This window comes from Paenarthrobacter sp. 2TAF44 (assembly GCF_052114885.1).
GTDB lineage: Bacteria > Actinomycetota > Actinomycetes > Actinomycetales > Micrococcaceae > Arthrobacter.
On sequence record NZ_JBFRFP010000009.1, the window covers coordinates 74,440 to 94,969 of the forward strand.

At 62.6% G+C, this 20,530-nt stretch carries 17 protein-coding genes; 5 read left to right on the forward strand and 12 right to left on the reverse strand.

The window, feature by feature from the left end; all coding sequences use genetic code 11:
* Positions 1–30: 30 nt before the first annotated feature.
* The 10 genes from AB4Z15_RS10740 to AB4Z15_RS10785 form a co-directional block, all read right to left on the reverse strand.
* Positions 31–1,437 carry an NAD(P)/FAD-dependent oxidoreductase gene (locus AB4Z15_RS10740; protein WP_442017245.1) on the reverse strand — a complete coding sequence of 469 codons (1,407 nt, stop codon included), beginning with the start codon at positions 1,435–1,437 and terminating at the stop codon, positions 31–33.
* A 52-nt stretch (positions 1,438–1,489) separates the two neighbouring features.
* The gene (locus AB4Z15_RS10745; protein ID WP_442017246.1) at positions 1,490–2,224 is read right to left on the reverse strand and encodes an SDR family NAD(P)-dependent oxidoreductase; all 735 of its coding nucleotides are present in this window, start codon (positions 2,222–2,224) and stop codon (positions 1,490–1,492) included.
* 85 nt (positions 2,225–2,309) lie between these two features.
* Positions 2,310–3,416: an alanine racemase gene (locus tag AB4Z15_RS10750; protein WP_442017247.1), complete on the reverse strand. Its 1,107-nt coding sequence runs from the start codon at positions 3,414–3,416 to the stop codon at positions 2,310–2,312.
* A 40-nt stretch (positions 3,417–3,456) separates the two neighbouring features.
* Positions 3,457–3,927: a RidA family protein gene (locus tag AB4Z15_RS10755; RefSeq protein WP_442017248.1), complete on the reverse strand. Its 471-nt coding sequence runs from the start codon at positions 3,925–3,927 to the stop codon at positions 3,457–3,459.
* A 17-nt stretch (positions 3,928–3,944) separates the two neighbouring features.
* Positions 3,945–4,637 carry a haloacid dehalogenase type II gene (locus AB4Z15_RS10760; protein WP_442017249.1) on the reverse strand — a complete coding sequence of 231 codons (693 nt, stop codon included), beginning with the start codon at positions 4,635–4,637 and terminating at the stop codon, positions 3,945–3,947.
* A 129-nt stretch (positions 4,638–4,766) separates the two neighbouring features.
* Positions 4,767–5,858, reverse strand: a complete 1,092-nt coding sequence (locus AB4Z15_RS10765) for an ROK family protein (RefSeq protein ID WP_442017250.1) — start codon at positions 5,856–5,858, stop codon at positions 4,767–4,769.
* 53 nt (positions 5,859–5,911) lie between these two features.
* Positions 5,912–6,838, reverse strand: coding sequence for an ABC transporter substrate-binding protein (locus AB4Z15_RS10770; protein WP_442017251.1), 927 nt, complete (start codon positions 6,836–6,838; stop codon positions 5,912–5,914).
* A gap of 116 nt (positions 6,839–6,954) precedes the next feature.
* On the reverse strand, positions 6,955–8,328 hold the full coding sequence (locus AB4Z15_RS10775; protein WP_442017252.1) for an aspartate aminotransferase family protein: 1,374 nt from the start codon (positions 8,326–8,328) through the stop codon (positions 6,955–6,957).
* A gap of 29 nt (positions 8,329–8,357) precedes the next feature.
* Positions 8,358–9,407: a phosphotransferase gene (locus AB4Z15_RS10780; protein ID WP_442017253.1), complete on the reverse strand. Its 1,050-nt coding sequence runs from the start codon at positions 9,405–9,407 to the stop codon at positions 8,358–8,360.
* Between the two features lie 35 nt (positions 9,408–9,442).
* Entirely contained in the window at positions 9,443–10,117 is a 675-nt protein-coding gene (locus AB4Z15_RS10785; RefSeq protein WP_442017254.1) for a haloacid dehalogenase type II, read from the reverse strand.
* 233 nt (positions 10,118–10,350) lie between these two features.
* Here AB4Z15_RS10785 and AB4Z15_RS10790 point away from each other — a divergent pair, with 233 nt between their 5' ends.
* Both AB4Z15_RS10790 and AB4Z15_RS10795 read left to right on the forward strand, forming a co-directional pair.
* The gene (locus tag AB4Z15_RS10790; protein WP_442017255.1) at positions 10,351–10,902 is read left to right on the forward strand and encodes a hypothetical protein; all 552 of its coding nucleotides are present in this window, start codon (positions 10,351–10,353) and stop codon (positions 10,900–10,902) included.
* Positions 10,899–13,898 (forward strand): ATP-binding cassette domain-containing protein, encoded by a 3,000-nt coding sequence (locus AB4Z15_RS10795; RefSeq protein ID WP_442017256.1) that lies wholly within the window; start codon positions 10,899–10,901, stop codon positions 13,896–13,898. The genes AB4Z15_RS10790 and AB4Z15_RS10795 overlap by 4 nt, the downstream gene beginning before the upstream one ends.
* A 6-nt stretch (positions 13,899–13,904) precedes the next feature.
* Here the strand turns inward: AB4Z15_RS10795 and metH are convergent, their stop codons facing one another.
* Positions 13,905–17,570, reverse strand: coding sequence for a methionine synthase (gene metH / locus AB4Z15_RS10800; RefSeq protein ID WP_442017257.1), 3,666 nt, complete (start codon positions 17,568–17,570; stop codon positions 13,905–13,907).
* A 125-nt stretch (positions 17,571–17,695) separates the two neighbouring features.
* Between metH and AB4Z15_RS10805 the strand changes: the two genes are divergently transcribed.
* From AB4Z15_RS10805 to AB4Z15_RS10815, 3 genes are all read left to right on the forward strand, one after another.
* On the forward strand, positions 17,696–18,274 hold the full coding sequence (locus AB4Z15_RS10805; protein ID WP_442017258.1) for a helix-turn-helix domain-containing protein: 579 nt from the start codon (positions 17,696–17,698) through the stop codon (positions 18,272–18,274).
* Between the two features lie 316 nt (positions 18,275–18,590).
* Complete coding sequence (locus AB4Z15_RS10810; RefSeq protein WP_442017329.1) at positions 18,591–19,745, forward strand: WD40/YVTN/BNR-like repeat-containing protein; 1,155 nt, start codon at positions 18,591–18,593, stop codon at positions 19,743–19,745.
* Positions 19,746–19,752: 7 nt separating this feature from the next.
* Positions 19,753–20,040, forward strand: a complete 288-nt coding sequence (locus AB4Z15_RS10815; RefSeq protein WP_216924633.1) for a MoaD/ThiS family protein — start codon at positions 19,753–19,755, stop codon at positions 20,038–20,040.
* A gap of 26 nt (positions 20,041–20,066) precedes the next feature.
* Here AB4Z15_RS10815 and AB4Z15_RS10820 read toward each other — a convergent pair whose 3' ends face one another.
* Complete coding sequence (locus AB4Z15_RS10820) at positions 20,067–20,303, reverse strand: hypothetical protein (protein WP_442017259.1); 237 nt, start codon at positions 20,301–20,303, stop codon at positions 20,067–20,069.
* Positions 20,304–20,530 lie beyond the last annotated feature (227 nt).

The window sequence follows — 20,530 nt, forward strand, 5'->3', positions numbered from 1 at the left end:
CGTTTCAAATGAAGGTTTTTGGATGGTGCGTTATTCGTGAAGTCCGGCGAGCCTGCTGCCGAATCTCGCCAGGAGGGACGTCTTGGTGGAATCCTTGCGCTCTTCCCACTGATCAGCAAGACCGAAAAGCCGGTACATGCCATGAACACCCAGCCAGCGAATGGGTTCCGGTTCCCATTTCCGTGCGCGGTAGCCAACCCAGGGGAGTGTGGTCCGTTCCGTTTCCCGTTCGAAAGCCAATTCCGCGAGTGTTCGCCCACCCACGTAGGCGGCGGTAACACCGTGTCCGGCATAGCCGGTGGACGATCCGATTCCGGAGGCCTGGTCCCAGTGCACGCCGCCGTTCCAGTCACGGGTAACACCCAGGACTCCGGACCACGCGTGGTCAACTTCGAGGTGGATACCCGGGAAGAAGGACCGAAGCTTTGTGGAGATCAGGTCAACCGTGGACTGTGCTGTGGCTCCGGCGCCGCCTGTACCGGAGCCGTAGCGGTAGGGCCTTCCGCGGCCGCCAATGGCGATGCGGCCGTCCGCTGTTCGCTGCGAATAGATGAAAGTATGTGCGGAATCGCTCAGGCACTGAAGCCCGTTCCAGCCGATCTGCTCCCATGCCTCCTCGGACAGCGGCTTGGTCACGATCATCGAGGAGTTGATCGGTATCAAGGCCCTGCTGCCCAGGAGTTGCCCGGAGTACCCTTCCGTGCAGATGAACGTTTTGGCCGCCGTGACCTGTCCGTTGGCCAAGGTCAGGGTCCTGCCGTCAATACTGTTTATCCGGCTGTTTTCGTAGATCCCCACCCCCATGGACGTCAGGGTGTCCGCGAGGCCATAGACAAGCTTCGCCGGATGAATGCGGGCGCAGGGCTTATAAAAGAGCCCGCCGTGGACTGTGGAGATGTTGATCTTGCTCTGGAACTCGTCCCGGTCCAGCAAGTGGACATCGTCTTCGGTCAACCCATACTTCCAGTCGGCGTCCTGCCTGGCTACCAGCCGGCCCAGCCCCGCCCTGGTGTGGGCAGCGACGAGTGCGCCGCCCTTGTGTTGATCGGCGTCGATCCCCTCGGCTTGAAGGATGTTAAGGACGGAGTCGACGCCGGTCACGAACTCCTGCTGCAATGCCCGGCTTGCGTCCAGCCCACCTTCGGATGCGCGCGCAAAAGTGGCCCGGTTTCCCGGGGGCATCGCCGAAAGCCAGCCGCCGTTTCGTCCGGAAGCGCCATAGCCAATTTGTTCTGCCTCAAAAACCGCCACCGAGAGTGAGGGCTCGAGTTTCTTGGCGAAGTACGCAGCCCAGAGGCCTGTGTAGCCACCGCCTATGATGGCCAGATCCACGGACCTCTGGCCTGCGAAGCGGGGGTATGCCGGCCGGTTTTCCGCGAGTCCTGCCATCCAGAAGCCGAGGTCTCCGTTTCGGGGTGTTGCTGTGAGGGCTTTCATCGTTGTCCTACTTTGTGGGGAGTTGGTGAGCCAGTGGAAGGCGGTGTGGTGTTCAGGCGGCCGTGTAGCCGCCGTCGACGGGCAGTACCGCGCCGGTGATGTAGGACGATTCCGGGGACGCCATGAAAAGTATGGCGTCGGCGATTTCTTCGGGAGTGGCCAGGCGCCGGAGCGGGATCTGGCCCTCGCGTTCTGCCCGGTAGGCCTCAGGGTTCTCCCTGCGCTGGAACGATGCCTCGATGACCGGAGTGACGGTCAGTCCTGGCGCGACGACGTTGACGCGGATATTGCGTGAGGCCCACTCGATTGCAGCGCCCTTGGCGAGCATGATGAGGCCGCCTTTGGCTGCGGAGTAAAGGACCTCATCAGGCTTGCCAACCATGCCCAGCCGTGAACTGACCAAGACGAACGAACCTCCCGTGGCCGGCATCAACGGTGCAAAATGCTTCATCATCAGGAAGGAGCTGAGGAGGTTGCTGTGGAGCACGTTTTTGGCATCTTCATACGCCATCTCCGTCAGCGGGCCGCTTACCTGCAGGCCATGGTTAAGGACGACGACGTCAACGGTTCCGAACGCTTCGGCGGCCTGCCGGGCCAGGCCTTCGACGAACGCCTCGTCATTGAGATCTCCGGGGACGTACACGTCATCAGGTTGGGCGCTGTCGAGTTGCTCCCTGCGCCCGGTGAGCAGCAGCCGGGCGCCTTCGCGGCGGAAGTGGGAACTCACTGCTTCCCCGATTCCGCTGCTGGCGCCGGTTATGACGGCAGTGGTCTTATCAAGTCTCATGGTGGTCAGTCCTTGTACGGTTTGTTTCTGCGGGTTGCCCGTCTGGGGTTGCGGGCTGGGGTCCGGACATGTCGGCCCCCACGAATCAGCTCAGGAATCCGCGGGCATCCACCCGCCACCGCTCGAGCAATGTGCCCGTGCTGTCAGTGACGATGTACTCCTCGAAATTGACCACAACCGGGCAAACGTGGTTCGGCACGATCGGGAGAACCGTGCCGATGCCCGGATGGAAGTCGCCAGTCGGCAGTGGGAGGAACCCGTGGTACTCGTTGAGCTTGGAGAGAACGGCCGACGTACCGGGGACAGCGCCATAACCGATCTCGGGGCTGCCTTCCCGGCTTAGTGCTTTGGTTCCTACGTCGAGAATGACCTGATCGGGAACCCAGTCGCTGACCACCGTGCCAGCGACAAACAGGGCAATCTGATCTTCCGTGCAGGCTCCGAGTCGGGCGTTGTTCAAGTCATTGAACACGTACTCGCCGGGCCTGATCTCAGTGATCACGGTGCTCGTAGCGTACTCAATGGTGGGTGTTGAGCCAGCGCTGACGACGTCTGCGCTGATGCCCACCGCGCTGAAGCTCCGCACCGCTGCGGTGAGCGCGGCTTCCTGGTCCATCGCAGCTCGCTGTCGGGCGTCCGGACTGGCGCTTCCATGACCTGGATAGGTGAAGACACCCACCGGCACCAGTCCACGCCTGCGCGCGGCGGCGGCGAGGTCGCCGGCAAACTCGGGTGGTGCACCGGAACGACGCGCACCGCAGTCCACCTCGATCACAACCTGGAGCCGTTCGGCCTCAGATCCCATCGCGTCAGCAAGGGCATCGATTGCCGCGAAATTGTCGACGCCGACCCGCAGGCGGGTGGTTACGGCAAGTTTGCGGATGCGCAGGCCTTTCGTTCCCGAAGGCCAGATGGGGTAGGCGATGAAGATATCGTCGAAGCCCGCTGCGGCGAAGACTTCGGCCTCACCAACATTGCCTGCTGTGATTCCCACAGCTCCGGCCTTGACCTGGCGACGACCGATTTCGACGCATTTATGCGTTTTTACGTGCGGCCTGACGTCGAGGTCCTGCTGGTCGGCGAAGCCCTGCATGCGATCGATGTTGTCCTGCATAACGTCCACCAGCACGATCGGCGCCGGGGTGTCGACGCGCCCGACCAGAGCGTTGAGTGCTCCTTGGATACAGTTCACGCTGTTTCTCCTCATGAGTTTACCGCCAACATATGCGCGCCTAAACGGCTGTGCAGATCATCTGGATCTCTACAGGAGTGTTGGCCGGCAGCCCGGCGACGCCGATTGCGGTCCGGGCGTGCCGTCCGTTCTCCCCCAACACCTCGATGAGCAGTTCGCTGGCCGCGTTGGCGACCCGCGATTGCAGGCCGAGGTCCGGTGTGCTGGCCACGAACACCAGCATCTGCACGATCCGGACCCGGTCCAGATCCCCCACTGCCTGCACAGCCGCGGCAAGGCAATTGAGCGCGGCATGGCGGGCGAGCTCCTGCGCTGTCTCCAGCCCCACGTCCCGGCCCACGATGCCTTGGCCCAGCAACACACCGTCCTTGTAAGGCAGTTGGCCGGCGATGTGGATACTGGAACCCACCGCGCGGTGGTCCAAGTAATAAGGGCTATCAGCGAGGGTTGGAAGCTCCAGGCCCAAGGCCCGGAGCCTATCCAAAGCCGGGCCCGCCTTAGTGATGCTCATCTGTTCACAGGTCTTTCTTACGAAGCAGCGGAAAGACGCGGCAGGCCGAAGAGGACGGGGAGCTCGGCGATGTCGGTGATCCGCTCGTAGCCGAGCCAGTGCTCGTCATGCTCGAAGCCACGGTCCACATACACCTTGTTCTTGATGCCCATGGTGGCTGCGGAGCGGTGGTCGTACATCGGGCTCGCAGAGACGTGCACAATCTCATCGGGCGTGACGCCAAGCTTGTCGAACATGTACTCAAACGCTCCGAGCCGGGGCTTGTACATGCCCATCTGCTCGGCGCTGATGACGGTTGCGAACGGAGCTTGGAGGTTTTCCGAAAGTCGCTCAGCATGCACAGTGTCGCTGTTGGTGATGATGACCAGGGGGACTGCCTCGGCCAGGCGGTTCAGGGCGTCGGTCACACCTGGGTACGGGCCCCACGTGGGGACAATTTCGTAAACCGCCCTTGCGTCGACCTCGCGGTACTCAAGGCCGAGCCGGCGTGAGGCGCGTTCCATGGAGTTGGCGATGATTTGGTGGAAGGGCTTGTAATCGCCCATGCACTCATCGATCCGGTATGCCTTGGTGGCCTGCAAGTATTCATCGGCGAGCTCTGCCGGCAGGCGATCGCCCAGGACCGCGCGGGTCGCGTCGGCGATAGCGAACTTGATCAGTGTTCCGTTCATGTCGAACGTTGCGAACTTCGGCTTGATGTCGAATGCCATTTTTTCCTCCAGTTTGGATTGTCATCTTCGTCGATTGTCGACGAGACTTGCTTGAGAAGTACCGTCGATTGTCGACAATACTCCGGGTGGTTGTAGATTGTCAACGGTTCTTTGTCGATTCCCTGGTTGCTACTGGGCTTCGAGCATAGAGTCCCGCAGCCGCGACTGGACCAACGCCAGTCCCGCATACGCGGCTCCTTGGGCCACCGAGAGCCCGACGACTTGCGGCACCACCGTGATCCCAGGGACTACCGGAAGGCTTTGTGCGAGCCTCCGTTGCACCTCCGGAAGGACTTCGTCCACGAGCGGGCTCAGGCGGCCCACGAAATAAACGGACTCGGGGTCAAGCGTCACGGCAACGGCACCGACGGCGGCGACCACCGCCGTCGTAAATGCCTCCATCACTTCCGCGCGGGACGCCGCATCCTTCTGTTGGGACCAGAGCGCTTGGATGTTGTCCAGGTCCAGTCCCCGTCCACTGGCGAATTGGAGGAGTCCCCTGGTGCTTAACAGTCCCTCCAACGTCTCGTTGCCGACACCGGAGAAGAGAACCTCACCAAGGTGTCCGAAAGCCGAAGTCCGCCCCTTGGCGATTTCATGATCAGTGCAGCTGGCGAAGCTCAGCTCCGTACTCAGCATGAAGAGAACAGCATTTCCTATGGTCGCGTCGTCCTTCAGGATCCCCCGGAGGGAGGCACTGGCATCGCCCTCGAGCAGCACGGGCGCATTCAACCGATCTTCGAAGGTCTTTTGAAGAATTGCCGTACCCGTCCGGACACGGCCAGGCAGGGCGGCGACGATTTGGCGCAGTGGCCCCTCGGCGGAATCGCTGGTATCTACAACCAAGTCCAGCAACCACTCGGCAATGGCTTCTTCATCGCCGCCCTCCAGACTGGGCACGATCACGTGCCTGACCTCGCGGCCCCGCAGGTCCGTCACCAGGATGCATGTGGTCCGTGCTCCGAACGAGATGCCCACAACATGCCCCGCCGTGCCGGGCACATCCAGATAGGTGGAGGGCCGGCCACGGCGCGCAACCGAGTTGACTCCCTGTTCGACGACTAGACCGTCGTAACGAAGCTCATCCACCTTCCGGGATACCGTGGCCTGGCTTAATCGCGTCAATTCGATGAGCCTGGTACGCGTCAAGGGCGCCTCTGAAAGGACAGCATCAAGAACCCAAGCCTTGGTGTGGTCCCTAGCGGTGGGATTGGTACGCATAGCACAACCTTAATGAGATATCAGAGCGAAGCCGGGACCGGACAGCACAATCGTTAGCGGATCTTGGCTTCGGTGATAGCTGATTCTCCCAGGCCCCAGTAGTCCAGGGACTTCTTGTATTCGGGGGTTTCCAGAACGGACTGGATGGCCTTCTGGAGTGCCGGGGTCAGGGGTGATCCCTTTTTCAGGCCCATGGCGACATTGGTGTCCGTGCGGGTATCCATGCGTGGCTGCAAGGTGGTGAAGTGGTTGGGCTGCTGATCGTTGGCCCACGCCAGGGCACTGGCATCGTAAAAGACAGCGTCGATCCGCTTGGAGTCCAGTTGTGTCAGGGCTTCCTGGACGTTGGGCAGGGTGATGGCGTTGATGGCGGGCTTGCCCTGGGAGGTGCAGGTCCACTCCGAGACGTTGGGCAGGTGCTTCAGTTGCTGTGTTGAGCCCTTGGTCACGCCAACGTTCTTGCCACAGAGCGTGTCATTGGTCAGATTGAGCGGGTTGCCCTTCGCTACGGCTACGGCCGAGCCTCCCTTGAGGTAGTTGATCATGTCCAGCACCTTCAGCCGCTCGGCTGTAGCGGACATGGTCGTGGCGGTGAAGTCGTAACGGCCGCCGTCGATGCCGGGAATGATCGTGTCGAACGCCGTGTTCTCGAACTTCAGCTTCAGGCCCAGCTTCTTTGCCACCAAACGGGCAAGGTCCGGGTTTACGCCAATGGGGGTTGTGTTGTCCTCGGCGAGGAACGTCATCGGCGGGGAGCTGAGGTCCATCGCGACCGTTAGCTCGCCCTTGTCCTTGATGGCCTTCGGCAGCAACGCCACCGCGGCGGCGTCCGGTTGGACGCCCTCTGAGATGTCACGGGTGTTCTGCGTCTTGGGGATTTCTGTCGCCTGGCTGCCCGTTGCGGCGCCGCCGCAGGCGCTCAGGGCCAACAGGACAGCGAGCCCCGCGGCGGCTGTTTGGATCTTATGTGTTGTCTTCATGGTGCAACCCTTCAAGTGATTTCAGCTGGTGTAATACACAGAGTGCTTTCACAGTGGAAGGCACAATCCCCAAGCATTTGGTGTCAGCACTAGGCCGGCTTGTTTGTTGTTGCGCCTCAGCGCAGTGCCTTGAAGGCACGGCCCAGTCCTTCCAGCAGGCGATCGGCGTCGTCACTGGAAAAGGGCATTGGCGGACGGAGTTTCAGGACGTTGCCCTGGGCGCCGCAAGCTGAGATCAGGATCCGATCCTGCCGGAGGGCATTGACGATGCTGGCGGCGGCCTCCCCGTTGGGTGTGAGGGTGGATCGATCGGTGACGAGGTCGACGCCGATGAAGAAGCCGCTCCCGCGTACTTCTGCCACCTGTTCCAGATTCTGGGTAAGGTCCTTCAGGCCGGTGAGGATCTTTCCGCCAACCTTCAAAGCGTTCTCTATGAGCGATTCATCCCGGATCACGTCCAGGACGGCCTGGGCTGCCGCTATGGCTACCGAATTTCCGCCGAACGTGTTGAAGTAGCGGATGTTCTTCCCGAACTCCTGCAGCAATTCGGGCTTGAAGATTGCTGCCGCTACTGGAATGCCGTTACCCATGGGTTTGCCGATGGTCACGATGTCGGGGACGATTCCGTGGCGCTGGAAGCCCCACCATTCCTCACCCGTACGACCGAACCCTGGCTGTACTTCGTCGGCGATGTACAGGCCGCCCGCGGCATGGATCTCTTCGACGATGGGGCGCAGGAAGCCTGCGGGACCAGCGAAGACACCGTCGGAGGAGAAGATGCTGTCGGCGATGAAAGCAGCCACTCCGATACCGTGGCGGTGCAGGTCAGCGATGGCTGCGCGCACCTGGTCCCGCAGGTGATCCTGCAGAGAGCCCTGATCTGATGACGAGCCTTGATCTGATGTATAGCGCAGGGCGTCAGGGGCGTCGATAACCCGCACGTTCGGACCCAGGGGTACGCCCTTGCCCAAGGAAGGCGAGAACGAAGAGACCTCGGCGGTAAGGCCGTGGTACGCGCCGGCCGTGACGATGATGCCCTGCTGTCCGGACACATATTTTGCGACGCGCATCGCGAGGTCGTTGGCTTCTGAACCGGTGCACGTGAACATGACATGGCCAAGCTCGGCGGGGAACGTTGAAAGAAGCTGCTCCGAGTAATCCAGGATGGACTCCTGGACGTAGCGGGTGTTGGTGTTCAGCGTCTGCATCTGCTGGTGGACAGCCTCAATGACACGCGGGTGGCCGTGACCGACGGAAGGGACGTTGTTGTAAACGTCCAGATATTCATTGCCATCCCGGTCAAACAACGTGACGCCCTTGCCACGAACGATTTCCAAGGGCTCGTCGTAGAAGAGCCTGTAACCAGGCCCGAGGCTCTTGTCCCGGCGTCGAATGCTCTTCTGCATCTGGTCCGGGAGCTCGTCCAGGCGGCTGGGATCGAAGCCGTTAACCATGGGGTTGGAGGGCTTGCGGATTGGGGAAGTACCCATGTTTTCTCCTGGAAGCTAGGCGGTGGGGTTCATGGTGTGAAAGAAAGTTCTGGTGCCGGGGCCGCGGCAGTGGAGGCGAGCCGGTCCCAGTCGGGTTTTGAGTGGGAGAGGAGATAGTCGCGCCGTTGCGGCAACTGGCTTGCGCGCCACTGGGTTATCAGGGCCCGCAGCAGCAGGCGCGCCTGGGCGGAGACGATCAGGGCCTCCAACTCCTGCCCCGGCAGGGGGAGGATGCCTCGATAGCCGTTCATGACGTGGAGTGCGTGCTCCCAGGGGTAGCCCGGGTCTGCCCCCAACAGGTTGGCCATGGTGACACTGATGTCGAAGATTACGGGGGTCCGCACGACGTCTCCGAAGTCGATAATCCCCGTCACGTAATCGGGCCTGCTGGGGTTGACCAGGACATTGAACGGACTGAAATCACCATGGATAACCTGGGATGTCAGCGTGCAGAGGAGCGGAACCACCTTTTCGTCGAACTGATCGAAAATGTCCTCCGCGAGGGATCGTTTTTCCTTCTCATCGACATAGTCAAGAAGCGGGCGCATCCTATGAAAGTGCTTGAGGTCCCAGAGGAGCAAACGGTCCGCGCGAGGATGATCGAAGTCCTGCAAGGCAATGCCCAGGCGGGCCAGGCTTGAGCCTACCAATCGAAGCTGGCCAGCCGACGCGTCGTGATTGGCCAGCAAGTCCCCAGGCAGGAAGCGCATCACCCGCAGTACCCGATCAAAGGCGCCCGCAGGCTCCGGAATCAGGACTTGCGGCTCTCCGCCAAGGCTCCTGACAAGACGCTGGACTGGAAGTTCAGGGGCAGTCCGTTCCAAATGCTCCATGCAAGCCGTTTGGAGGTGGACGATCACGGGATCCTCATCCGAGGGTGAAATCTTCACCAAATACGTTTCGTCCCCGTCCCGGAGCCGGAAAGTCTCATCCTTTTCGGTGGGAATCCGGACCAGCGTTCCCTTCAGGCCGTAGAACTGTTCAAGCAGCTCCAGGACGACGGGGTCAGCGAGCTGCGGAGGCTCGGCCAGGAGCCCACTCTCTGATGCCACTGCTTGGATAAAAGCAGAATCGCTCATTTCACCCTTTCATCGACGGAGAGCCAGCAACCGGTTTAGAGACCGAGATGTTTGTTGATCTCGTCCAGGGACTTGACTGAGTTGTAGTCGTAGCCGCCGGTGATGGGGTCGTAGCCGCGGTCCAGTACCCAGAGGTTACGGAAGCCCATGTCGTGCATCGGGTGCATGTCGTACCGGGTGTGCGAGGCGATGTGCAGGAAGTCCTCCGGCTTGGCGTTCAGGGTATCCAGCATGTACTCGAAGGCCTGGTAGCGGGGCTTGTAGGCCTGGGCCTGCTCGGCGGTCAGGACGGCGTGGAAGTCAGCACCGAGCTTGGGGATGCTGATCTCCAGGAAGCTGTCGTCGGCATTGGACAGCGCCACAAGCTTGTAGTTGTCGCCCATGAGCTTCAGCGGCGCCGGCACGTCGTCGTGGGCGTCAAAGCCGCGTACAGCGTCAGCGAACTCTGCCCCTGCACCCGGGGTTGGCCCAATGCCAAAAAACTTGCATACCCGGTCAAAGGAATTCTGCAGGATCTGCTCGTACGGCTTGTAGTCGCCAAGGACCTCGTCGAAGCGGTATCCGCGGAACACCTTCTTGAACGCAGGCCACTGCTCTTCGGGCAAACGGCCCGCGAGCAGCCGGCGGGTAGTGGCGTCAGTATCCCAGTTGATCAGTGTGCCGTAGATGTCAAAGGAGATGTACTTCGGGCGGGAGTCAGTTGTAGCCATGATGGGTCCCTTCGATGGAGGTGTTGGGAGAGGGGCCTCGCTCGTTCTGGCGATTTCGTTCCGATGCGAGCGAGTAGAGGTTTTTGATTCACTATGAATCTAAATCCCAGACTGTCAATTGTCAACAATTTTCTTCAAGATTTGTTGAGGCTTCATCAGCCAACCGCCTGCCACCCGACGTCACACAACACGCCGCATCCCAATCAAGCCAAGCGACGTCCTACCCTTGACTCGTGACTTTTTCCAAGATCTGCACCGCCGCCGCGAGCTCCTTCGCCGCCGCTGGTCTCCTGATTACCCTCGCCGCCTGTTCCACGCCGGCTGCCACCCAACCAAGCACCGCGCCGTCCGCAACCTCGGCTTCCTCCAGCGCTGACGCCGGGCCCTGCACCGGTGTAAAGGTCATCGTCGATTCCGGCGCCCTGAAGCAGGCTGCCGCCGACAAGACTGTTTGCGTTGCCGTGGACGCGCCGACCACCGCTGCCAAGGTGCTCGATGAAGCCAAGGTGAAAACCGAGGGAACAAAGCAATACCCCACCGAGCTGGTGTGCCGGGTCAATGGCGTGCCGGCCGCCGACTTCGACATCACCCACAAGGGCGGCACATACCGCGAAGAATGCGACAAGATGCCGGCGGGCTTTGCCTACTGGTCCATTTGGGTCAAGCCGGCCGCCGGCGACTGGGCCTACGCCCAGGAAGGCCTCGCCACCCAGCAGGTGAAGCCAGGCGAGAGCCTGGAACTGCTGTACACCATCGACGGCGCACCGGCCGCACCCAAGGCATGACCTTTCGACCCGCGCCGTTCCGCGCTGCCGCGGCGCTCGCCGTCGTCTTCATAGCGGCGCGGGTCATCTATCGCATCCTTTTCAACGGAGCGGGCACCGTTGGGCCGGTGCTGCTGGAATTGCCGTCAGTGCGGCTGCCCGCCCCATACGCCCACGTGGTCTTCCTCGGACCCGTAACATCGCCTGGTCTGTGGGAGGCGGTTGTTTCAGCCCTGCCGATTGCCGGGATGATCATTGCCTTCGGACTGCTCAACGCCTTCGTGGACGTGGCACGGGGCTTCATGCGGCTGGCCCGCGGCGGTCCATTCCAAGGCATAGCCCGCACGCTTGTGGTGGCTTGGGCTGCGCTCCCCGCACTCGCCGACGCCGTTGCCTCCGTCCGCTTGGCCTTCCGGTTGCGGGGCGAACGCCTGGGGCCGAGAGCCCTTGTTCCGGTACTTGAGCGAACTCTTGAGCACGCCAGCCGGGTAGCCGCGGCCTTGGAATTGCGTGGCTTCGGGAGCAGGGCGGCGCACCAAGCCGGCAGCGATCACGGCTTGCCCCTTGAGATCCGGGGCGCCCAATTCCGCATCGGCGACATGCGGCTGCAGGTCGAAAACTTCAAGCCAGGCCCCGGGACAATAACCGTTGTTACCGGGCCCACCGGCTCCGGAAAGTCCACCATCCTGCGGGGTATTGCCGGCCTCCTTTCACATGTCGACGGCGGAGAACTCACCGGCACGGTCCGTGTCGCCGGAGTGGACCGTGCCGCCGCGCCGCCACGCGATACCGCCGGCGTCGTCGGCGTCGTCCTGCAAAACCCACGCGCCGCTTTCGCCAGCACCCGCGTCCGGGACGAAATCTCACTTTCGCTTGAACTGCGCGGCGTTGCAGCCGGCATCGCCCGGGCCCGCACGGTGGAGGTCGCGGAGTGGATTGGAGTGACGGCGCTCCTGGACCGGAACCTCAACTCTCTCTCGGCCGGCGAGGCAACGCTCGTGGCCATCGCCGCTGCCGTGGTGGAGCACCCGGCCCTGCTCCTGGTTGACGAGCCGCTCGCCGACCTCGACACCACAGCCCGGGCCCGCGTCATCGCAGTACTCGACGCCCTCGCCCACGGATCGGGCATCTGCATCATTGTGGCTGAGCATCGGGCGGAGCCGCTGTTACCCATCGCCGATTCCTGGTGGAGAATTTACGACGCCGGCCTGATAGCGGGCGTTGCGCCGGCACCTTCACGCCCAGTACTGTCACGTCCGGGTGAGATCCGTTCGACGTCGATAGTGTCACCTGGGTTGGCACCGTCACCGATGCCGGCCGTCTCACCGACGTCGAAACCGCAGGACGCGCCGGTGCTGTCTGCGATCAACCTCGCTGTGCACCGCGACGGCAAGGCGCTCGTCAGCGACGCCTCATTAACCCTGCACCCAGGCGAAGTGGTCGCCTTGGTTGGGCCGAACGGGGCCGGGAAGTCCTCGCTCCTGGTGGCCCTCGCGCTCGGGGAAGGAACCAGCGGCACGGTCGGCGGCGGCCGCGTCGCCCTGGTTCCGGACGCCTCTGATGACCTTTTCACGAGGGACACAGTGGCCGCTGAGCTCCGGGCCGCAGATCGACGCGAAGCGCGGGCCCGGCGTAAATCAGACCGGAATGGCTCGGACAGGACCCTGTCCCAGCCGGCAACATCACGCCTGGCCCGATTGCGTGGTGACGTTCGGATTCCGATAGGAGACGAGCACCCGCGGGACCTGTCGGCCGGAGAGCGCCGTATCCTCGCCATCGCGCTTCAGACTGCGGGCGACCCCCAAGTCCTCCTTATTGATGAGCCCACCCGCGGGCTCGATCCTGAGGCCCGCGCAGGAGTCTCGGCCGCCTTGCGCGCATTGGCGGACACTGGCGCAGCAGTCCTGATCGCCACTCACGACCTCGATTTCGCCCACGGCCTGGGTGCCCGCATCGTGCAGATGGACGAAGGCGTGGCGCCAGCCGCGCAGGCCGACGCCGCACACGCATCCAGTGGAGACACCACTTCGGTGACTCCCCCGGCTGCGAGGCCCGCAGTTGCGACTCCCGCGGTTGTGGGGCCCGCTCTGCGCGATAATTCCGAAGTTCGGGGCGTAGAGCGGGCCCCGCAACGCCACCTCCGCTTGCCGCGGGCCTTGGAGATCGCGGTTCTCGCGGCTGCCAACGTTTTGGCCCTCGGCGCGTTCTGCTGGCCGTTGCTCGCGGCGGCCCTACCCGAGGATGCCGCCGCGGCCGTACCTTTCGCAGCCCTGGCGATCGCACCTCTGGCCGTAGTGGCCGTCGTGGTCTCCGTCGATGGTTCCGTCCGCTCCGCACACACCGTGGCCTTGCTGGGCGTCTTGGCTGCCGTCGGTTCGGCAGTTCGTGTGGCGAGTACCGGCGTCGGGGGCGTTGAAGCAGTGTTCATCCTGCTGATCCTGGCAGGCCGCGCCTTCGGTCCCCGCTTCGGCATGCTCCTCGGGGCGCTGACCATCGCCGTTTCCAGTGTCCTGTGGAGCGGTATCGGCCCTTGGTCGCCGTTCCAGATCTTCGCCTGCGCCTGGGTGGGGGCTGGGGCGGGCCTGTTGCCACGCCGGGTTCGAGGACGGGCTGAACTATGGATGCTTTGTGGCTACGGCGTTGTGGCGTCCTATATCTTCGGCCTGCTGACCAATCTCTGGTTCTGGCCCTTCGCTGTCGGTGCCGGAACCGGCATTTCGTACGCGCCCGGTGCCCCGTTGGGCACCAACCTCAGCAGCTTCTTGCTCTACTCCCTAGTGACCTCGACGGCGGGATGGGACACCCTGCGTGGCATCACCACGATCATCGGAATCGCTGCTGTGGGACGGGCTATCCTCGCCGCTTTCAGGCGAGCGAAGCCAGTCTCCAGCCAGGACGGCCAAACCACCCGGGCTGAGGACGCCGGATCCAGGAGGACGAGCACCAGGAAGGCGGGCATAAAGAGTGCCCGCCCCCAAGGCCCCAAAGCCAAGGACCGGCGCCAACTTACACCTTGAGCCGCCTCATACCTTGAAGTACTTGGCCTCCGGGTGGTGGAACACGAAAGCGTCCGTTGACTGCTCGGGGTGCAGCATCAGTTCATCGCTGAGGATCACGCCCATCCGTTCCGGTTTCAGCAACTCCGTGACCTTGCGGCGATCCTCCATGTCCGGGCAGGCCGGATATCCCAGCGAGAAGCGCGCACCGCGGTAGTCGAGCTTGAAGTATCCGGCTTTGTCCTTCGGCTCCTCGGCTGCGAAACCCAGCTCGGAACGGATCCGCGCATGCCAGAATTCAGCCAGCGCCTCGGTGAGCTGCATGACCAAGCCATTGAGTTCGTAGTAGTCGCGGTAGTGGTTTCCTGCGAACAGCTTGGAAGTCACTTCTTCGATCTTCGAGCCCGCGGTGACCAGCTGGATCGGCAGGACGTCGATCTGGCCGGATTCCCGCGAGCGTACGAAGTCGGCGAGGCACAAGTGCCGGTCCCGGCGCTGGCGTGGGAAGTCGAAGCGCAGGCGCTCGGTGCCGATTGGACCGCCTGAGCCGCCATCGGGTGCGAGCAGCCCGGGAGTGCCGAGGACGCCGTCGAGGTCCTCTCCATGGTGCAGCACCACCACCTGTTCGCCCTCGGCCACCACCGGGAAATAGCCGTAGGCGACCGACGCGTCGAGCATGCCCTCGGCGAGGATCCTGTCCAGCCAGTACCGCAGACGCGGCCGGCCTTCGAGTTCCACCAGTTCGTCGTAGGAGGCGCCGTCGTCGCCCCGCCCGGGCTTGAGACCCCACTGGCCCATGAAGGTGGCGCGCTCATCGAGCAAAGCAGCGTAATCGTGCAATGCGACGCCGCGGACAATGCGCGTGCCCCAGAACGGTGGAGCGGGCACAGGGTTTTCGGCGGTGACGTCGGACCGGCCGGGCATTGCCTCCGGTTCGGTGACCGTGAACTTCGGGCCACTCTTGTGGATCCGCTTCTTCAGCGGCGGGAGGCCCACCGCGTCCGGGTCAGCGCCGCGGGCCACCTGCACCAACGGTTCCATGAGGGCGAGGCCCTCAAAGGCGTCCTTGGCATACCTGACGGTCCCTTCAAACTGCTCCGCCAGGTCCTGCTCCACGTAGGCACGGGTCAGGGCTGCACCGCCAAGAATGATGGGCCACTTTTTCGCCAGGCCCCGGGACTGGAGCTCGGCAAGGTTTTCCTTCATCACCACAGTGGACTTCACGAGCAGGCCGGACATGCCAATCACGTCGGCGTCATGCTCCTCCGCCGCGGCCATGATCTCGGCGATTCCCTGTTTGATGCCGATGTTGACCACTTTGTAGCCGTTGTTGGTGAGGATGATGTCCACGAGGTTCTTACCAATATCGTGCACGTCGCCGCGAACGGTAGCGATCACCATGGTGCCCTTGCCTGACGAGTCCGACTTCTCCATGTGCGGCTCGAGCAGTGCGACCGCGTTCTTCATCACTTCAGCGGATTGCAGCACGAAGGGAAGCTGCATCTCACCGGCGCCGAAGCGTTCACCCACAACCTTCATGCCCTCCAGCAATTGATCGTTGATGATGCCGAGCGGGGTCATGCCTTCACTGCGTGCGAGGTCGAGGTCCTCCTCAAGGCCCTTGCCTTCGCCGTCGATGATGCGCCGCTGCAGACGTTCGCCGGTTGGCAGCGCGGCGAGTTCCGCGGCGCGTTGGTCCTTGAGCGCGGCAGTGTCGACGCCGGCGAAGAGGTCGAGCATGATCGCCAAGGGGTCATAGGTGACGTTGCCATCGGCGTCGTACTCGCGACGGTCCCAGACTAGGTCCAGAGCCACCTTGCGCTGTTCGTCCGGCAGCGATGCGAGCGGCACGATCTTCGCGGCGTCGATGATGCCACTGGTCAGGCCCGCCTGTACGGCCTCGTGCAGGAACACCGAGTTCAGCACCATGCGCGCGGCAGGGTTCAAGCCGAAGGACACGTTCGAGACGCCGAGGGTTGTCTGGATACCGGGGTACTTCGTGGTGATCTGGCGGATGGCCTCGATGGTTTCGATGGCGTCCCGGCGGGTTTCTTCCTGCCCGGTGGCGATGGGGAAGGTCAGCGCGTCCACGATGATGTCTTCGACGCGCATCCCCCATTCGCCCACCAGAGCGTCTACGAGCCGGGAAGCGATGGCCACCTTGCTTTCGGTGGTGCGGGCCTGGCCTTGTTCGTCGATTGTCAGGGCAATTACGGCTGTCCCGTGTTCCTTCACAAGCGGCATAATGCGCGCAAAGCGGCTGTCCGGGCCGTCGCCGTCCTCGTAGTTCACGGAGTTGACCACCGGTCGGCCGCCGATGTGCTCGAGTCCAGCCTGCAGCACCGGCGGCTCGGTGGAGTCGATGACCAACGGCAGTGTGGAGGCCGACGCGAAACGCGAGACGATCTCCTTGATGTCTGCGACCCCATCACGGCCCACATAGTCGATGCAAACGTCCAGCAGGTGCGCGCCCACCCGGACCTGCTCGCGGGCGATATCGACGCAGTCGTCCCAGCGCTCTTCCAACATCGCTTGGCGGAACGCCTTGGAACCGTTGGCGTTCGTGCGCTCACCAATGGCCAGGTAGGCCGACTCCTGGTCGAACGGAACGTGGTGGTAGAGGGACGCGACGCCGGCCTCCCGCTCGGTGGGGACCCGGCCGCCGACGCTTTTCGCGACGCCGGTGACGGTCCCGGCGTCGGGCGCGTTGCCGTTGGTACGGAAGGGCTCAAGACGTTCGACGACGGCGGCCATGTGCTCCGGCGTCGTACCGCAACAGCCGCCCACCAGGCCCAAGCCGAATTCGCGCACGAACTGCTCGTGCGCAGTGGCGAGTTCCGTGGGGGAGAGCGGATAGTGCGCGCCGTTCGCGCCGAGGATCGGCAGCCCGGCGTTGGGCATGCAGGCGATTGCGACAGAGGACTGCTTGGAGAGGTGCCGCAGGTGCTCGCTCATCTCATCCGGCCCGGTGGCGCAGTTCAGGCCGATGGCATCGACGCCGAGCGGCTCCAGGGCGGTGAGTGCAGCGCCGATTTCGGAACCCATCAACATGGTTCCGGTGGTTTCCACCGTCACCTCTACGAAGATGGGGAGGCGGACGCCGCGGGAGACAATCGCCTGCTTGCAGCCGTTCACGGCGGCTTTGGTCTGCAGGAGGTCCTGGCTCGTCTCGATGAGGAATGCGTCGGCTCCGCCGTCGATGAGCCCCTCGGCCTGCAGGGCAAAGGTCTTCTTGAGGTAGTCGTAGGTGGTGTGGCCGAGGCTGGGGAGCTTGGTGCCTGGGCCCATGGACCCCAGGACCCACCGCATCCGACCGTCTACGGTTTCCGCTGCCTCTGCGCGTTCGCGGGCGATCCGGGCCCCTTTATTAGCGAGTTCTTCGATGCGGTCGTCGATGCCGTAATCGGAGAGGTTGGACCAGTTCGCGCCGAAAGTGTTGGTTTCGACGGCATCGATTCCCACTGCGAAGTACGCATCATGAATGTCAGCGATGACATCCGGGCGCGTGTCGTTGAGGATCTCGTTGCAGCCCTCGAGGTTTTGGAAGTCGGCCTCGAGCGACAATTCCCGATCCTGCAGCATGGTGCCCATCGCTCCATCGGCAATTACGACGCGCTGATTGACGGCGTCCAGAAGCGACTGGGAGCGAACGGGACGAGGAACGGAATCGATGTCGAGTGCAAAACGAGGCATATAAACAGAGTACGGGTGAGGCCGGACACAGTACGGAGTATTTCCATGTACTACTTCCATATGTGGATAACCGGGGTGGGGCTTCAAATCAGCGCGACTGGCCTCCTCCATCTCAAGGGACTAGCATGAGACAAACGAACAAAACGATAAATTCGCAGGAAACGGAAGACGAGCACACTATGACTATGAGTGCAGCGACCAAAGAAACCTTCCTCGCACCAGAGGCACCTCAAACGGGGAAGATCTACAACTTCATGGAGGCCCATGCTGAGAAGAATAGTTCTCAGCCTTCTCCTCAGTTCTTCCTTTCCGGCGCGGATGCCGGTGATCAGGTTGAGATCCCTCACGAAATCTACGAAGTGCTCGTTAAGGCCGTTGAGGCTATGCGTAAGGGCCTGGCAATTACGATCACACCCAGTTCGATGACTTTGACGACCCAGCAGGCGGCAGAGCTTTTGGGCGTGACCCGGCCTACAATCGTTCGACTCCTCGATGCTGGAAAGATTCCCTTCGAAAAGCCTGGAACTCACCGGCGTATCAAGCTTGAAGACGTACTGGCGTTCAAGGAAGTCCGAAAAGCCGAGCAGTACGAAGCTTTGGATTCCATGGGAACGACTGACGATGAGGACCCGGAATCGGCGATCAACAGGATGAAGAAGGCTCGTGCTGTAGCGGCGGAGCGGCGCCGGCAGCACAAAGGGTGACGCGATAGGGCCATGCTCACGGGCCCTTCTTGCCAAGGAGTTTGCCTTTGACACGGTATCCATGAGGCCTGACCTGGGTCTTCGCGCCGTTTGGACCATGTCTGTTCGGTCAGGGCGAAAGGGTACTGCATGCTCCCCGGAGGAGATTCTGGATACGTTGAACAAGCTGTACGGCATGGATGCTGCAACGGAACTCATCCGGGACCTCCTCTAGCGAAACATGACGCGGGTCTCCCCGCCGGCTGCCATCCAAACCACCGTGGTTATCCACATAGCTCCAAGGAACCCGTTGCCACCCATGCGCCCTGATGGTTCGATGGGGTTCATGGCTACCGCAGAAAGTTATGTCCTAGCGATCGGGACCAAGAAGGGTTTGTGGCTGGCAACCAGCCCGGACCGCAAAGAATGGTCCCTCTCCGGCCCGCACTTCCTGATGAGCGAGATCCCCAGCATCGGGATAGACACCCGGGACGGCAAAACCAGAATCATGGTGGGGGTGCGTTCGGAGCACTGGGGACCCACCATTGCCCATTCCGATGACCTTGGCGCCACCTGGACCGAGCCCGAGCAGGGCGCCATCAAGTTCCCGGACGGCGCAGACGCTGCCTTGGAACGCATCTGGCAGATTTACCCCGACACCGAGTCCCGTCCTGGCGTAGTTTGGGCCGGGTGCGAACCGATTTCAGTGTGGAAATCCACCGACGGCGGCGAGCACTTTGAGCTGAACCGCGGACTGTGGGACCACCCCCACCGCAGTGAGTGGGGTGCAGGCTATGGTGGCGCGGCGGCCCACTCGATCGTGGTGGATCCCTCCGGCGAGAAGGTCCATGTCGCCATGAGCACGGGTGGCGTTTATAGATCGCTCGACGGCGGGACCTCCTGGGAGCCCCGCAATAAGGGAATCTCGGCCTACTTCATGCCCGATCCCAATCCCGAGTTCGGCCAGTGCGTTCACAAGATTGCTGCGGATGCCGCCGTCGAGGGCCGTTTGTACGCACAGAACCACCACGGTGTGTACCGCACGGACGATGACGGCGAGAACTGGAACTCGATTGCAGACGGACTGCCCGCGGACTTTGGTTTCGTGATGCTGACGCATCCGCGCCGCGAGGGGACAGCCTGGGTTATCCCACTGAAGGCCGACGGCGAACGCATTCCGCCGGACGGCAAGCTGAGTGTGCACCGCACTGAGGATGCCGGTGGAACGTGGAGGGAGCTTCACACTGGTTTGCCGGACCATGAATACAACGCTGTGCTTCGCGATGCCGCATCCGTGGACACTGCCGAACCTACTGGCGTGTATTTCGGGACCCGCGGCGGATCGGTGTACGCCAGCGCCGACGAGGGCGAGACCTTTACTGAAGTGGCCTCGCATTTGCCGGACGTGCTGTGCGTGCGTGGCGCCGTCGTGGTTGGAAATGGCAGTGGCGCGGAGCGGGAAGCATCAGCCAGCGCCCCGGTACCTGGTTAGGTCCGTTGTGGCTGACTTCACGGTGGTGTTGCCAGGTGTCCTGCAGCCTCTCGTCGGCGGACAGTCCTATCTGACTGCGTCCGCCGACGGGGCTGTGACCGTTGGACAGTTGCTGGACTCGGTAACCGGAGAATATCCGGTGCTGGCCAGGCGTTTGCGTGATGAAACCGGTGCCCTCCGCCGTTTCGTGAATATTTACGTGAACGGCGATGAGGTCCGGCGTCTGAAGGGTCTTGATACGGAAGTTGCGGCCGGCCAGGAGGTCTTGATAATCCAGTCCGTGGCCGGCGGTTAAGCAGGTATTTGGGGTCAAGCCGGGGTTCAGGCGACGCGCCAAACACTGCATTCGTCGGTATTGATGGCTTTCCGCATCCCGGAGGCTTGGTCCATGATCCAGACGACGCCGATTCCCGGTGCCGTTTCCTGGACCCGACCGCGGCGGATGACCACGTCATCGTAAGCGGGACCAACGGACATGCGGGCCTCGATCTCGTCTCCGCGGTGGAGCTGGCTGAGAGCGCGTATACGTGTTGTGTGAGTGGTGACTTCCTTCAGCATGGTGTCCTCCTGAACTGGAGCTGGTGCCTGCACTTGCCGGCTATTCCAGTGTGGCGGGGCATTGTTGCCGGAGTATTTCGGCGTGGTTAGGGTCCGGTTAGCATTCCGGGATGCTTGCGTTTCGGGTAACCCCCGACGTCGGAACGCGCCATGGGCGGCAGGACTCGCCCACGGTTGTCGCGCACCTCCGCAAGCCACTGCCGGCCCGGTTGTAGCCTGATCACGGT

Excerpts from the sequence above, each read along its gene's own strand:
- AB4Z15_RS10740 (WP_442017245.1), bottom strand. The coding sequence starts at position 1,437 with ATGAAAGCCCTCACAGCAACACCCCGAAACGGAGACCTCGGCTTCTGG.
- AB4Z15_RS10745 (WP_442017246.1), bottom strand. The coding sequence starts at position 2,224 with ATGAGACTTGATAAGACCACTGCCGTCATAACCGGCGCCAGCAGCGGA.
- AB4Z15_RS10755 (WP_442017248.1), bottom strand. The coding sequence starts at position 3,927 with ATGAGCATCACTAAGGCGGGCCCGGCTTTGGATAGGCTCCGGGCCTTG.
- AB4Z15_RS10760 (WP_442017249.1), bottom strand. The coding sequence starts at position 4,637 with ATGGCATTCGACATCAAGCCGAAGTTCGCAACGTTCGACATGAACGGA.
- AB4Z15_RS10765 (WP_442017250.1), bottom strand. The coding sequence starts at position 5,858 with ATGCGTACCAATCCCACCGCTAGGGACCACACCAAGGCTTGGGTTCTT.
- AB4Z15_RS10770 (WP_442017251.1), bottom strand. The coding sequence starts at position 6,838 with ATGAAGACAACACATAAGATCCAAACAGCCGCCGCGGGGCTCGCTGTC.
- AB4Z15_RS10775 (WP_442017252.1), bottom strand. The coding sequence starts at position 8,328 with ATGGGTACTTCCCCAATCCGCAAGCCCTCCAACCCCATGGTTAACGGC.
- AB4Z15_RS10780 (WP_442017253.1), bottom strand. The coding sequence starts at position 9,407 with ATGAGCGATTCTGCTTTTATCCAAGCAGTGGCATCAGAGAGTGGGCTC.
- AB4Z15_RS10785 (WP_442017254.1), bottom strand. The coding sequence starts at position 10,117 with ATGGCTACAACTGACTCCCGCCCGAAGTACATCTCCTTTGACATCTAC.
- AB4Z15_RS10795 (WP_442017256.1), top strand. The coding sequence starts at position 10,899 with ATGACCTTTCGACCCGCGCCGTTCCGCGCTGCCGCGGCGCTCGCCGTC.
- metH (WP_442017257.1), bottom strand. The coding sequence starts at position 17,570 with ATGCCTCGTTTTGCACTCGACATCGATTCCGTTCCTCGTCCCGTTCGC.
- AB4Z15_RS10805 (WP_442017258.1), top strand. The coding sequence starts at position 17,696 with ATGAGACAAACGAACAAAACGATAAATTCGCAGGAAACGGAAGACGAG.
- AB4Z15_RS10810 (WP_442017329.1), top strand. The coding sequence starts at position 18,591 with ATGGGGTTCATGGCTACCGCAGAAAGTTATGTCCTAGCGATCGGGACC.
- AB4Z15_RS10820 (WP_442017259.1), bottom strand. The coding sequence starts at position 20,303 with ATGCTGAAGGAAGTCACCACTCACACAACACGTATACGCGCTCTCAGC.